This is a genomic window from Xylanibacter brevis ATCC 19188, from assembly GCF_000621725.1.
GTDB lineage: Bacteria > Bacteroidota > Bacteroidia > Bacteroidales > Bacteroidaceae > Prevotella > Prevotella brevis.
In genome coordinates, this window is the sequence record NZ_JHXM01000025.1 from 1 (window position 1) to 13,831 (window position 13,831).

Annotated in this window: 13 protein-coding genes; 11 read left to right on the top strand and 2 right to left on the bottom strand. The window is 47.9% G+C overall.

The annotated features are described in order from the left end of the window. Window positions 1-829 precede the first annotated feature (829 nt). On the bottom strand, window positions 830-2,860 hold the full coding sequence (gene uvrB, locus T433_RS0112045; RefSeq protein ID WP_027455969.1) for an excinuclease ABC subunit UvrB: 2,031 nt from the start codon (window positions 2,858-2,860) through the stop codon (window positions 830-832). Between the two features lie 118 nt (window positions 2,861-2,978). Here uvrB and T433_RS0112050 point away from each other — a divergent pair, with 118 nt between their 5' ends. The 9 genes from T433_RS0112050 to T433_RS0112090 all read left to right on the top strand — a co-directional run bounded on the left by T433_RS0112050 (window position 2,979) and on the right by T433_RS0112090 (window position 9,818). Then, window positions 2,979-3,815: an outer membrane protein assembly factor BamD gene (locus T433_RS0112050; RefSeq protein ID WP_027455970.1), complete on the top strand. Its 837-nt coding sequence runs from the start codon at window positions 2,979-2,981 to the stop codon at window positions 3,813-3,815. 70 nt (window positions 3,816-3,885) lie between these two features. Then, window positions 3,886-4,227, top strand: a complete 342-nt coding sequence (locus T433_RS0112055) for a DNA-directed RNA polymerase subunit omega (RefSeq protein ID WP_027450540.1) — start codon at window positions 3,886-3,888, stop codon at window positions 4,225-4,227. Further along, a complete protein-coding gene (locus tag T433_RS0112060) occupies window positions 4,224-4,571 on the top strand; it encodes a DUF4293 domain-containing protein (protein ID WP_027455971.1) in 348 nt (115 codons plus the stop codon). The genes T433_RS0112055 and T433_RS0112060 overlap by 4 nt, the downstream gene beginning before the upstream one ends. Window positions 4,572-4,587: 16 nt before the next feature. After that, window positions 4,588-5,190: a ribosome biogenesis GTP-binding protein YihA/YsxC gene (gene yihA, locus T433_RS0112065; protein ID WP_027450542.1), complete on the top strand. Its 603-nt coding sequence runs from the start codon at window positions 4,588-4,590 to the stop codon at window positions 5,188-5,190. 13 nt (window positions 5,191-5,203) lie between these two features. Beyond that, window positions 5,204-6,994 carry an ABC-F family ATP-binding cassette domain-containing protein gene (locus tag T433_RS0112070; RefSeq protein ID WP_027455972.1) on the top strand — a complete coding sequence of 597 codons (1,791 nt, stop codon included), beginning with the start codon at window positions 5,204-5,206 and terminating at the stop codon, window positions 6,992-6,994. A 54-nt stretch (window positions 6,995-7,048) separates the two neighbouring features. Then, complete coding sequence (recR, locus tag T433_RS0112075) at window positions 7,049-7,666, top strand: recombination mediator RecR (RefSeq protein ID WP_027455973.1); 618 nt, start codon at window positions 7,049-7,051, stop codon at window positions 7,664-7,666. 66 nt (window positions 7,667-7,732) lie between these two features. Further along, window positions 7,733-8,176 carry a hypothetical protein gene (locus T433_RS15410; protein WP_052342166.1) on the top strand — a complete coding sequence of 148 codons (444 nt, stop codon included), beginning with the start codon at window positions 7,733-7,735 and terminating at the stop codon, window positions 8,174-8,176. After that, on the top strand, window positions 8,173-9,306 hold the full coding sequence (locus T433_RS0112085) for a glycosyltransferase family 2 protein (RefSeq protein ID WP_027455974.1): 1,134 nt from the start codon (window positions 8,173-8,175) through the stop codon (window positions 9,304-9,306). Before T433_RS15410 ends, T433_RS0112085 begins: the two co-directional genes overlap by 4 nt. Further along, on the top strand, window positions 9,303-9,818 hold the full coding sequence (locus T433_RS0112090) for a GNAT family N-acetyltransferase (RefSeq protein WP_027455975.1): 516 nt from the start codon (window positions 9,303-9,305) through the stop codon (window positions 9,816-9,818). The genes T433_RS0112085 and T433_RS0112090 overlap by 4 nt, the downstream gene beginning before the upstream one ends. 23 nt (window positions 9,819-9,841) lie before the next feature. Here the strand turns inward: T433_RS0112090 and T433_RS0112095 are convergent, their stop codons facing one another. Next, on the bottom strand, window positions 9,842-10,573 hold the full coding sequence (locus tag T433_RS0112095; protein ID WP_027450547.1) for a TrmH family RNA methyltransferase: 732 nt from the start codon (window positions 10,571-10,573) through the stop codon (window positions 9,842-9,844). A gap of 73 nt (window positions 10,574-10,646) precedes the next feature. Here T433_RS0112095 and tamL point away from each other — a divergent pair, with 73 nt between their 5' ends. Next, window positions 10,647-12,872: a translocation and assembly module lipoprotein TamL gene (gene tamL, locus T433_RS0112100; protein ID WP_027455976.1), complete on the top strand. Its 2,226-nt coding sequence runs from the start codon at window positions 10,647-10,649 to the stop codon at window positions 12,870-12,872. A 125-nt stretch (window positions 12,873-12,997) separates the two neighbouring features. Continuing rightward, the gene (locus tag T433_RS15415) at window positions 12,998-13,831 is read left to right on the top strand and encodes an MBL fold metallo-hydrolase (RefSeq protein WP_044109924.1); all 834 of its coding nucleotides are present in this window, start codon (window positions 12,998-13,000) and stop codon (window positions 13,829-13,831) included.

Consider the following 13,831-nt stretch of genomic DNA (forward strand, 5'->3'; position numbering starts at 1 on the left):
AGGGTAGGTCATGGTCTTCAGCGATACGATGCGGGCATAGACCTTGCCGAACATCTTTGAGTTTCTCATCTGGTTGACATAAGTTTTGTAAAGTACAGGCATAGTGTTAAGGTATTAAATGGTTAAAGTTAATTGTGATTTTGCCGAGGATTTCGTTTGGTGGCCCCATTCGTCCCGTTTGCCGGCATTAAACGCTCCGTTTGGCGCCTCCATCCTCCGTTCCTCAAATGTATCGCAAAGGTACTAAATAAATGCGAGGTGTGCAAATATACAGCAAACAAACCACCATTTTTCGAGGGTATTTTTTAGGGGTAAAATGCGGGAAAATATATATCGGTTTTTCTGTATGGAAAAAACATTTTGATGCAAAAACTTACTTTCTTACTTCTTACTTTCTTATTTTTTGGTGTTTTCAAAATGTACTTGTAATTTATATATTATATATAATATTATAATATTATATATAATATATAAATTCATAATAACTTATTGTTTTCTTTGCTCTCTTGTTGCGGAAAGAAAAATATAGCAAAAAGTAAGAAAGTAAGAAATAAGAAAGTAAGAAACTACACGTTCGTTTCTGAATTAAACGGTGTAATTTTGGGTAGTGTAGTTTTTTTATGCCTATCTTTGCATCAATTATACTAAAAGGTGACAGGTGACAGTCCCTTGTCAGAACTGATGAAAGCAATCCGAAACATGGAGCCAGCCTGTTTGAAGGTTAACGGACGCAATTTTGCGCTCGTTGATTACAAGGTGACCGGTGACAGTCCCTTGTCAGAACCTGAAACTTGAAACCTGAAACTTGAAACCAGCCACTTTGACCAGCCTAATTCTTAAGTTCTATCATCTCTTGAAGTTTAATAATCTCGTCGCGATACTGAGCAGCCTGCAGGAACTCAAGGTTCTTGGCGGCATCCTTCATGCGACGGGTGGTCTCTGCAATCAACTTCTCGATTTGCGGACGCGTCATGCGTTCGATGATTGGATCAGCAGCCACGTTATCTACAGAGGTAGCTGGCACATCGGCAGAGGCCATCTTTAGTTCCTTGACATCGGCACGGTCGTCGCGACTGAGCGAACTCTTCAGCGTCTTCACAATCTGTGTGGGAGTGATGCCATGCTCCTCGTTGTAGCGCAACTGTTTGGTACGACGGCGCAGGGTCTCGTCGATAGTCTCTTGCATAGAGCGCGTGATGGTGTCGGCATACATGATGACCAGACCGTTGACGTTGCGCGCAGCACGTCCTGCCGTCTGCACCAGCGAACGGCGAGAGCGAAGGAAGCCCTCCTTGTCGGCATCGAGAATTGCCACCAGCGACACCTCGGGCAGGTCGAGACCTTCGCGCAACAGGTTGACGCCTACCAACACGTCGTAAACACCCTCGCGCAACTCGCCAAGTATTTTTACGCGATCCAGCGTAGCCACGTCGCTATGGATATAGGCCGTCTGAACCCCGTGTCCCAACAGATATTCGCTGAGCTCCTCGGCCATTCGCTTGGTCAGCGTGGTGACCAGCGTACGTTCGTGGCGCTCAATACGCTGACGTATCTCTTCGAGCAGATCGTCTATCTGGTTCTCGCTGGGGCGTACCTCGATTTGCGGGTCGAGCAGACCCGTAGGACGGATGACCTGTTCCACCACGACACCCTCGGCTTCGGCCAGTTCGAAGTCGGCCGGCGTTGCCGAGACGTAGATCACCTGGTGCAGTTGCTCTTGAAACTCTTCAAACGTCAGCGGACGGTTGTCGAAGGCAGCCGGCAAGCGGAAACCATATTCCACAAGGTTGGTCTTGCGGGCGCGGTCGCCACCATACATCGCGCCAATCTGTGGCACAGACACGTGGCTCTCGTCGATAAACAGCAGGAAGTCGTCGGGGAAGAAGTCCAGCAGACAGTAGGGCCGTTCGCCCGCCTTGCGTCCGTCGAAGTAGCGTGAGTAGTTCTCAATGCCCGAACAGTGGCCGAGTTCCTTGATCATCTCCATGTCGTACTCCACACGCTCCTTGATGCGCTGCGCCTTAATCTCGTCGCCCTGTTCCTCGAAAAACTGCACCTGTCGCACCAGGTCGTCTTGAATATCATGGATGGCCTGGTTGGTTTGCTCCTGTGTGGTCATAAATAGGTTGGCAGGGTAGAGCTTATATTCGGCATAGCGCCCCAGTCGCTGAAGCGTCACGGGGTCCAGTTCCTCGATGGCATCAATCTCGTCGTCCCAGAAGGTGACACGCAGCACCATGTTGTTGTAAGCCATGAAGATGTCCACTGTATCGCCCTTCACGCGGAAATTGCCTCGCTCCAGTGCGATATCGTTTCTGACATACAGCGACTGGACAAGTTTTCTTAACAGCGCATTGCGGTCCATAGTCTGTCCTTGACGAATCTCGATCACGTTCTCCGACAAAGCGTTGGGGCTTCCCATGCCGTAGATACATGAAACAGAAGATATAACGATCACGTCTTTTCGTCCAGAGAGCAAGCTGCTTACGGCACTCAGTCGTAGGCGGTCAATCTCTTCATTAATAGCCAGGTCTTTTTCGATGTAAGTATCAGACGAGGGTAGGTACGCCTCAGGCTGATAGTAGTCATAATAGCTGACATAATACTCCACGGCATTATCGGGAAAGAAACCACGCATCTCGTCGTAAAGCTGAGCCGCCAAGGTCTTGTTGTGACTCAAAATCAGCGTCGGTTTACCACAGTTGGCTATCACGTTGGCCATTGTGAACGTCTTGCCAGAGCCCGTGACACCCAGCAAAACCTGCGCCCTGTCGCCCCGACGTACACCATCGGTCAACTCACGTATTGCCTCGGGCTGATCGCCCATAGGCTGATATTTCGATGTAAGCTTAAAGTCCATAATGAGTGCAAAGTTACGAATAATTTTAAAAAGAGTCTGCTTCGGGGTTAAAAAATATGTAATTCGCTTTGATAATTGGGATTTTTTCTGTACCTTTGCATGCTAATTAAAATGTACGATGAAAAAGAACGTTTTCAAGATATGGGGAATGGCGCTGCTATCGGTTTTGATGACCGGCTGCGCTTCTGAGTTCAACAAGGTGTTTAAATCGAGCGACTACGACTATCGCTATGAGTACGCCAAGCAGTGCTTTGCTGAGGGCAAATACCAGCGCGCAGTGACCCTGCTTCAGGATCTTATCACGCTGAAGAAAGGTACACTGGAAGCCCAGGAATCACTCTATATGCTGGGCATGGCCGAGTATATGGATGGCGACTACGAGTCGGCTTCGGCAACGTTCAAGAAATACTATCAGACCTATCCCCGCGGCATCTATGCCGAGAAGGCCTGTTTCTACATCGGGCAGTCGCTCTATGAAGGCACACCAGAGCCTCGCCTCGACCAGACACCTACGGTGGGCGCCATCAGTGCTTACCAGCAGTTTTTGGACATCTACCCCCACTCAGAGCTGAGAAAGACAGCGCAGGACCGCCTGTTCGAACTTCAAGACAAACTGGTGCAGAAAGAGCTGCTCTCTGCTGAGCTCTACTACAATCTGGGGGGCTATTTTGGTAACATCAACTCCAACAACGAGAGCAATTACATCTCGTGCATCATCACGGCCGAGAACGCGCTGAAGACCTATCCCTACAGCAACTGGCGCAAGGAGTTTGCTGTGCTGATCATGAAGAGCAAATTTCAGTTGGCCGAGAACTCGAGCGAAGACCGTCGCTTGGAGCGCTATCGCGACGCTGAGGACGAGTGCTACGGATTCCTGAACGAATATCCCGACGCGAAAGAAAGCGAACTGGCCAACAAATACATCGCAAAGTGTAAGAAAGTGATTAAAGACTGACCCCTGCGACTTGCAAAGGACGTCATATAAACGAAAAACAAAGCATAAAACATAACTTTAAAATTAAGAAATGGATTACAAAAAGTCAAAAGCTCCGGTTAATACCGTGACTCGCAACATCATGGATTTGTGTGACAACACTGGCAACCTCTATGAGAGCGTAGCTATCATCGGAAAGCGCGCCAACCAGATTTCGGTGCAGATCAAGGAAGACCTGTCAAAGAAGCTGGCCGAGTTTGCAAGCTACAACGACTCACTGGAAGAGGTATTCGAGAACCGCGAGCAGATTGAGATTTCGCGCTACTACGAGAAGTTGCCCAAACCCACACTGCTGGCTACTCAGGAGTTTATCGAGGGTAAGGTGTACTTCCGCGACCCCTCTAAGGATAATCAGAACCCCGCAGAGGCATGATTCAGCGCATCCAAACCGTTTTCCTGCTGCTGGCTGCCATCGCAGCCGGCGTGTGCGGGGCTATGATGACCAACCTGACACTGATGCTGGTGGCCTTCGTGGCTGCCATCGTGTCGGTGGTCTGCATCTTTCTCTACAAGCAGCGCAAGCGCCAGGCATCGGTGTGCTTCTTCAACATGCTGATACTGGTGATGTGGTACGTGAACCTGGCTACGGCCTACGACAGTACCGCACTGACTTGGCCTATGGCGCTGCCTATGGTGGGCATCGTGCTGCTATTTTTGGCACGCAAGCGCATACTGGCCGACGAGAAGCTGGTGCGCTCTTTAGATCGCATTCGTTAATACGCAAAACAATAGTATGGAGATCAAGACATCGGAATTCACACTTTCGTCACCCATGGTGAGCATGTGTCCAAAGGACAATAAGCCCGAATATGCATTCATAGGGCGCTCGAACGTTGGTAAATCGAGCCTTATCAACATGCTTTGTCGCAACAAGAAGTTGGCAAAGACATCGTCAACACCAGGCAAAACGCTGCTCATCAACCACTTTATCATTAATCGCGAGTGGTACTTGGTGGACCTGCCTGGCTATGGATTTGCCAAACGCTCAAAGAAAGAGGTACAGAAACTGGACCAGATGATTCGCGGCTACATACTGGAGCGCGAACAGTTGGTCAACGTGTTTGTGCTGGTGGACGTCAGATTGGAACCGCAGGCCATCGACCTGGAGTTTATCAACTGGCTGGGCGTGTCGAGCGTGCCCTTTGCTATCGTGTTTACAAAGGCCGACAAACTGACGCCTACAAAGGTGAAAGCTAATGTGGCGGCCTACGAGAAGAAAATGCTGGAGACTTGGGAGGAGATGCCGCCATACTTCGTCACCTCGTCGGAGAAAGCACAGGGACGCGAAGAGGTGCTCTCGTACATAGAACAAATCACTAAGTCGCTGAAAGAGTAGGGGGAAAGGGGTCATGCCAAAGGAGATACCGTATCTTGACGTGCAGAACCTGACCAAATCGTTTGGGTCGCTTCTACTGTTCAGAAACATTAGTTTTTCAATTGCCGAAGGGCAGAAGGTGGGCTTGATTGCCAAGAATGGCGTAGGCAAGTCCACATTATTATCTTTATTATCTGGAAAAGACTCACCCGACTCGGGCGATATCATCTATCGCCGCGACTTGCGCGTGGGTATCTTGGAACAATCACCTAAGTTTGATGCTGAGGAAACGGTGCTGGATGCCTGTTTCAACCATGAAGGCGACCCTGAAAAGGTGCTAAAGGCTAAGCAGATACTGACGCAGCTGAAAATCAGAGACCTGCAGCAGCCCATGGGACAGTTGTCGGGCGGACAGCAGAAGCGCGTGGCACTGGCCAACGTGCTGATACTTGAGCCAGACCTACTGATTCTGGACGAGCCTACCAACCACCTGGATCTGGAGATGATTGAATGGCTGGAGGGCTTCCTGAACCGCGGCAACAAGACGCTGCTGATGGTGACGCACGACCGCTACTTCCTGGATCGCGTGTGCACCGTCATCCTGGAAATAGACGACCAGAGCGTCTATACGTATCGAGGCAACTATGCCTACTATCTGGAAAAACGACAGGAACGCATAGACAACCGCAGGGCTGAGATTGCTAGAGCCAACAATCTGTATCGCACAGAACTGGACTGGATGCGACGTCAGCCGCAGGCCAGAGGCCACAAGGCTAAATATCGCGAGGATGCCTTCTACGAACTTGAGAAGGTGGCTAAATCGCGCATCGAGGAGCGGGCCGTCAGGTTGAAGGCTAGCAATGTGTACATCGGCAGCAAGATTTTTGAATGTCAGTACATCTCGAAGAAGTTCTCTGACGATGTGGTCATCATGAAGGACTTCTACTACAACTTCTCGCGATTTGAGAAGATGGGCATTGTGGGCAACAACGGCACGGGTAAATCGACGTTCCTGAAGATGCTGCTGGGCGAGGCACAGCCCGATGAGGGTAAGATTGTGGTAGGAGAGACGGTCCGCTTTGGCTACTTCTCGCAAGAGGGCTTGAAGTTCGACGAGCAACAGAAGGTGATAGACGTGGTGCGCGACATCGCGGAATACATCGACCTTGGCAACGGAAAGCACCTGACTGCCAGCCAGTTTCTGCAGCATTTCTTGTTCACACCCGAACAACAGCACAACTATGTGTATAAGCTGTCGGGCGGAGAGCGACGCAAGTTGTACCTCTGCACAGTGCTGATGCAGAACCCCAACTTCTTGGTGCTCGACGAGCCTACCAATGATATGGACATCGTGACGCTGCAGATTCTGGAGGAATACTTGCAGGACTTCCCAGGATGTGTCATCGTGGTGAGTCACGATCGCTACTTTATGGATAAAGTGGTGGACCACCTGCTAGTGTTCAAGGGCAATGGCGAGATCAAGGACTTCCCTGGCAACTATACGCAGTATCGCCAATGGAGCGCACTGCAACCCAAAGAGAGCGCCACGAAAAAGGTGGTGAAGCAGGCAGAGGCTCCTGCAGCCAACAATGCGGCTGCACCTGTAAAGCGCCGACTGACGTTCAAAGAGAAGCGCGAGTACGAACAGCTGGAAAAAGATATCGAGGCGCTGGAACAAGAGAAGAAGACTATTGAAGAGGCACTGAGCTCTGGCACGTTGTCGGTAGAGGATATCACAACCATGAGCATCCGACTGCCAAAACTCAACAACGAGCTGGACGAGAAGTCTATGCGATGGTTGGAGTTGGCTGAGATCAACGGATAGCTGAGGGGCTTCGAGCAAGATAAATACAACGACTACACTGAGTGACACACATATATGGAACAGGTTTTACCATCAAGAATATTGCAGACAGCCGTAGAACAGCTCTCGCTGTTGCCTGGCGTGGGACGAAAGACGGCCCTGCGCTATGCACTGAATCTGCTGAGAAGCGACGAGGAGCAGGTTCGGGCGTTTACTGACGCTGTGGGGGCGCTGAAACGCGACTTGAAGTTCTGTAGCGTGTGCCATAACATCAGCGATACAGCGGTGTGTCCTATCTGCAGCGACAAGCGCAGGGATGCTTCGACCATCTGTGTGGTAAGCGACATTCAGGATGTGATGGCGCTGGAAAACACACAGCAGTTCAAGGGGCTCTATCATGTGTTGGGTGGCGTCATCTCGCCACTCGACGGTATGGGGCCTGCCGACCTTGAGATCGATTCGCTAGTGGAGCGCGTGGCTGAAGGCGGCGTCAACGAAGTCATTCTGGCCATCAGTCCTACGATGGAGGGCGATACCACCTGCTTCTATATCTACAGAAAACTGGCGCCCTACAACGTTAAAGTGACGCTCCTGGCTCGCGGAGTAGCTGTGGGCGAAGATTTGGAATATACCGACGAGGTGACCCTGGGACGCTCGCTGCTGAACAGAACACCTTTTGGTGATGACAAATAGCCGAAGAGATGCTCCGAAACGTACATCTTCAACAATCAATAACAAAACACTTACAATCGTAATATAATGACTAAATTAAAGACTATATTTATTACCATCATAGCAATCACAGCACTCATCTATCTGATTGGTGACTATCTGGAGGTGGATATGGGCTTCCTGGCCGGCTCTTCTGAAACCACACTATATGTAGTGGAGACGGTGATGGTGCTGCTGACATTGTCGCTTATCTATCTGATGCTGCGACTCTTCAAGTTTAAACGTATTCAAAACGACCTCTACGAAAGAAAAGAGGAAGCACTGGCTCGCTGGGGGACCCTGAGACTTATACTGCTGGGGGCTTTGCTGATAGGCAACACCTTATTATATTATATGTTCGGCAACGAGGCGAACTTCGGACATATGGCTGTCATCACACTGCTGGTGATGCCTTTTGTCTATCCCTCAGCAAAACGTTGTGAAGCTGAGGTGACTCCCGTTGAACCCAACCAACAAGAAGACGAAAAATGAAACTGAGCATCGTCATCGTAAGCTATAACGTGCGACACTATCTCGACCAATGTCTGGAGAGCGTGTTGCGTGCCACACGTGATATCGATAGCGAGATCTTCGTGGTTGACAACGATTCGAAAGATGATACGGTAGCTTACTTGAAACAGCGCTACGCCCAGCAAATCAAACTGATAGAGAGCAATCGCAACCTGGGCTTTGCTCGTGCCAACAACATCGCCATCAAGCAGTCGGTGGGTGAGTATGTGCTGCTGCTAAACCCCGATACGTTTGTAGCCGAGAATGCTCTTACCACAGTGATCGACTTCATGGATGCTCACCCTCAGGCGGGTGGGGCAGGCGTGATGATGCACAATGCAGATGGCAGCATAGCACGCGAGTCGAGAAGAGCCATCCCGACGCCTTATGTCTCATTCATGAAGATGATAGGGCGCTCTGATCGCTACTACATGAGTCATCTCCCGTGGGATTCGCCTGCGCGCATAGAAGTGCTGAGTGGTGCTTTCTGTATGTTACGTCGCCAAGCACTCAATAAGGCAGGATTGCTGGATGAGGACTTCTTTATGTATGGTGAAGACATCGATATGTCCTACCGCATCATGAAGAGTGGCTACGAGAATTGGTACATACCGGCTCACATCGTGCACTACAAAGGGGAATCTACCTGCAAGACTAGCTATCGCTATGTCCACGTGTTCTATCAGGCTATGATCATCTTCTTCCGTAAGCACTATGGGCACCTTTCGTTCTTTATCACGGCACCTATTAAGATGGCTATCTATCTGAGAGCTTTCATCGCTTTGTGCCAGATGTTATACTGGAGCATGAGGAATGCTTTGGGATTTACCACTCATCGAAAGACCGAACCAAACTATCTTTTTGTGGGTTCAACCGAGATGCTCGAGGAGTGCAGAGTGTTGGCAGAACGTAAAGGACTCCAGGCCGCTTTCTATCCGCAGTTGGAGGCTGTGCCTGAGACGCAAAACAGTTATGTGGTGTACGATATAGACACCATCGGCTTTGAACACATCATTGCCCACGCCCATCAGCATCAGCCAGGCTGGTTGGGAATAGGTACATATAACGTGAAGACCCACGAGTTAATCACACTTAGAGATATTATCGCATGAACAAGGCACTACCTACGGTCAGACTTAGAGCAATGGAACCTGAAGACCTGGAGTTGCTCTACACTATAGAGAACGATATGAGCATCTGGGACGTCAGCGCCACCAATGTTCCGTATTCTCACTATGTGCTTCACGACTATATGGCACAAGTGACTGGCGATATCTATACCGATAAGCAAGTGAGACTTGTGATAGAAAACGATAAGGGTGAGGTTGTAGGATTGGTGGATCTGGTCAACTTTGACCCGAAGCACAATAGAGCTGAGTTGGGCTTAATCATTCAAAAGCCATTTCGCCGTCAGGGCTACTCGGAGGCCACTATGCTGAAACTGCATGATTATGCCTCGAAGGTGCTTCATCTACATCAAATCTATGCCGTCATCGCTGTAGAAAACAAGCCATCTTTAGCGCTGTATCAGAAATTGGGATACAATCAGAGCGACGAACTGAAAGATTGGCTCTACGATGGTAAAGTTTATCGTTCTGCTGTCATCGTCAGCAAAATTTTCTAGCTGCAAGATTGGGATAGAAGATATTAGCCTCTTCTTTTAAACTCGCTACAAGTGATAGCTGTAGCTATAGCTACGTTCAGACTCTCTGCGTGACTATCGCTGCTATTGAAATCGGGTATCAACAGTTTGTTGGTGATCAACTGACGTATCTCGGCAGAGATGCCGTTACCTTCGTTGCCCATCACGATGATACCATTCTGGGAAAGCTCCTGCTGGTAGATGTTCTCACCATCAAGCAAAGTACCGTAAACAGGCACTTTCGCCTCCTTTATCAGCGACGCAAGATCCGTATAAGTGATTCGCACACGGGCAATGCTACCCATGGTGGCTTGAATTACCTTTGGATTCCAAGCATCAGCCGTATCTAGTGAACAAAAGATATCGCTAATTCCAAACCAGTCGGCTATACGAATAATGGTACCCAAATTACCGGGATCCTGCACACCATCGAGAGCCAAAACCAATTGGTCCTGTATGGCAGCTGCTTCTGTGGCAGGCATATGAAAGATACCAAGCACTTGCTGGGGGTGCTGCAGAAAACTGATCTTGCAGAGCTCTTCTTCGGTAACTTCCTGAAAACGTACATCTTGTGGGGCTTTCCATTCGTTGGTAGCAAAGAGCGTGTGTGGTTCGAATCCACACGACAAAAGGTCGCCCACCACCTTATGTCCCTCTGCTACAAAGAGATTTTCGCGCTTGCGGTACTTCTTCAGATCTAGCTGCTTAATAAACTTGATTTGGTTTTTGCTTATCATGCTGCAAAGTTAGCAAAAAAATGTAACAATCAGCAAGTTCTTCAAATAAAATGCGTATCTTTGCACATTGAATATGCGATTGTCCAAAACCATTCTTTTGTCTTTGCTGAGTGCGATACTCGTCTTGAGCTCGTGCTCCACCACACGTTATGTGCCGGAAGGCAGTAACCTTCTCAACAGTATTCGTCTTGAAACTGTTGGCGAATATGGGCGTGATGTAAACAAAGGACATCTTCGCAACTATGTTCGTCAGAAACCTAACTCGCGGTGGTTTTCCCTGTTTAAGCTTCCTTTGGCAACGTATTCTCTATCAGGCCGCGATTCTTCCAAATGGGTGAACCGCATGTTGCGCTCTATGGGCGAAGCACCGGTGTTATATGACGAACGACTTGCCGACCTCACTTGTAATGATTTGCAGCAGGAGTTGCGTAATGAGGGATTCCTGAACGCCAAAGTCACCAAGTCTGTAACACCGACAGGTAAAAAGAAAGTGGGCGTCATCTATAGAATGGAATTGGGCGAACCGTATTTCATTCATCATATTCAATATGAGATTGCAGACTCTGTGATTGATAGATTGATGGCAACAGACAGTGTGAATAGATTAATTCACGAGGGCCAAAAGTTCAATGTGTCTGTTCTTGACAATGAGCGTAAGCGCATCACGGAATTTCTAACCGATAAAGGCTATTATCGTTTTCATAAAGAATATATCTCTTACGCCGCTGACACAGCACAAGATTCGCGACTCATCGATCTAACTCTATTTCTTGATCCATACACCAACGAGAAGCACGAGGATACGCTGCACACCATCTATTATATAAGAAACATCCGTTATGCCAGCGGTGATCCTAACGATAGCAAGATTCATCTGCGCAAACATGTGCAGAGCGAATGCACTTATTTGGCAGAGAACCAACCATATAGCAGTCGAGGATTGCAGAATACTTATGCCCGATTCGGACGTTTGCAGGCGGTGAAATATACGAATATCAATTTCGTGCCAATAGCAGGAACCGACTCGCTGGATTGTGATATTCATATCCAAACCAATAAGCCTTCGACCATTAGTTTTCAACCAGAAGGTACAAATACGGCTGGTGATCTAGGTGCTGCAGCATCATTGACCTACCAGAATCAGAATCTTTTCAGAGGTAGCGAGGTGCTGAGCGTTGAGTTGCGTGGTGCCTACGAAGCTATCCGAGGTCTAGAGGGATATTCCACGCAAGACTTTATAGAATACAGCGCACAAGCAAGACTGCAGTTTCCTCGTTTCATCATCCCCTTTGTTTCTCATCAGATGCGTCAGCATATGAATGCCACCAGCGAGGTGTCACTGATGTATGACCTTCAAGATAGACCTGAGTTTCATCGCCGAGTCTTGTCTGCAGCCTGGCGTTATAAATGGAACTTCCCACATCGTCACGATCGCTTCCAACTGGATCTGATAGATCTGAACTATGTATTCATGCCCTGGATTTCAGATACCTTTAAGAAGGATTATCTGGACAGTGAGAATAATCGCAACGCCATTCTGCGTTACAACTATGCAGACCTGTTTATTACAAAATTGGGTTTAGGATACTCATATAGCAAAGGCAATTTCGCCATCAAGACGAACATAGAATCTTCTGGTTCACTATTATCGCTGGCTTCCCAAATGTTTAATGCCAACAAGGATGCCGATAATCACTATCGCGTGTTTAATATTGCGTTTGCTCAATATGCAAAGTTTGATATTGACTTGACTCGCTCATTGCAGATTGATAACACAAACCAGTTGGTATTCCATTGTGGTTTCGGTATTGCGTATCCTTATGGCAATAGCACAGTGTTACCATTTGAGAAACGTTATTTCTCGGGCGGTGCCAATAGTGTGCGAGGATGGAGCGTTCGTTCGTTAGGTCCTGGAAAATATAAAGAGAAAGACGGACGTATCAACTTTATCAATCAAACAGGCGATATGAAGTTGGACCTGAATATGGAGTATCGCACTAAGCTGTTTTGGAAACTAGGAGGTGCTCTCTTTGTAGATGCAGGCAACATATGGACACTGCGTGAGTATAACGAACAACCTGGCGGACAATTTAAGTTCGACACCTTTATTGATCAGATAGCAGTGGGTTATGGATTAGGCCTCAGATTGAACTTCGACTATTTCATCATCCGTTTTGACCTCGGAATGAAAGCCATTAATCCAGCCTTTGAAACAGAAGATGAGGAGCATTTCCCAATTCTTCACCCACGATTCAGTCGTGACTACGCTTTCCATTTTGCTGTAGGACTCCCATTCTAACAGTGCTGCTTTCATTGTTTTTACGAGCATCCGCAGAATAATGTTTAAATATGATAAAAGTTTGAACAGCCAATTTCGTTCTTTAAGCATTTTTTGTTATCTTTGCAGTTAAAATAAAAAATTAAATGCTGAAATTTATTTCTTTTGGAAGCGGTAGCAGCGGCAATTGCTATTTCTTGTTTACAGAAAACGATGGCCTGCTGATAGATACTGGTGTTGGTGTGAGAACTCTGAAAAAACATTTCAGAGACTATGGACTTAGCTTATCGCAAGTACATCATATCTTCATTACGCACGATCATGCTGACCATATCAAATGTGTTGGCAGCTTGAGTCACGACTATCATCTTCCAGTGTATGCTACAGCAGCTGTTCATAAAGGAATAGACAGGAACTATTGCGTAGCAAGAAAAGTGGCACAAGAGCATCGTCATCTTTTATCCTATGGCGAAAAGGTTGAGGTCGGCGACTTCGTTGTGACTCCTTTTCACGTGCCACATGACAGTTCTGATAATGTTGGCTATCTGGTTGAAGCAGAGAATTTACATTTCTGCATCATGACGGATGTAGGACGTGTGACAGAAGAAATGGCAGATTATATTGGAAAAGCCAACTATCTGGTGATTGAAGCTAACCACGATCGTGAGATGCTTCAGCAAGGGCCTTATCCCGAACATCTCAAAGCACGCATTGTCAGTGGCACAGGACATCTGAACAATGTTCAGTGTGGTGAAGCTATTGCAAAATATGCAAGCACAGATTTGCGCCATGTGTGGTTGTGTCACTTGTCAGAAGAAAATAATCATCCAGAACTGGCACGTAAGACCGTCCAAACCGTCCTCAACTCGTATGGTATTATTGCTGGCAAAGATTTTGAACTGGAAGTACTAAAACGTACCAAACCAACTGGTATATACGAACTGGGAGGCAGTGCGCCTGCGGCGCAAAGTGAGAAGTGA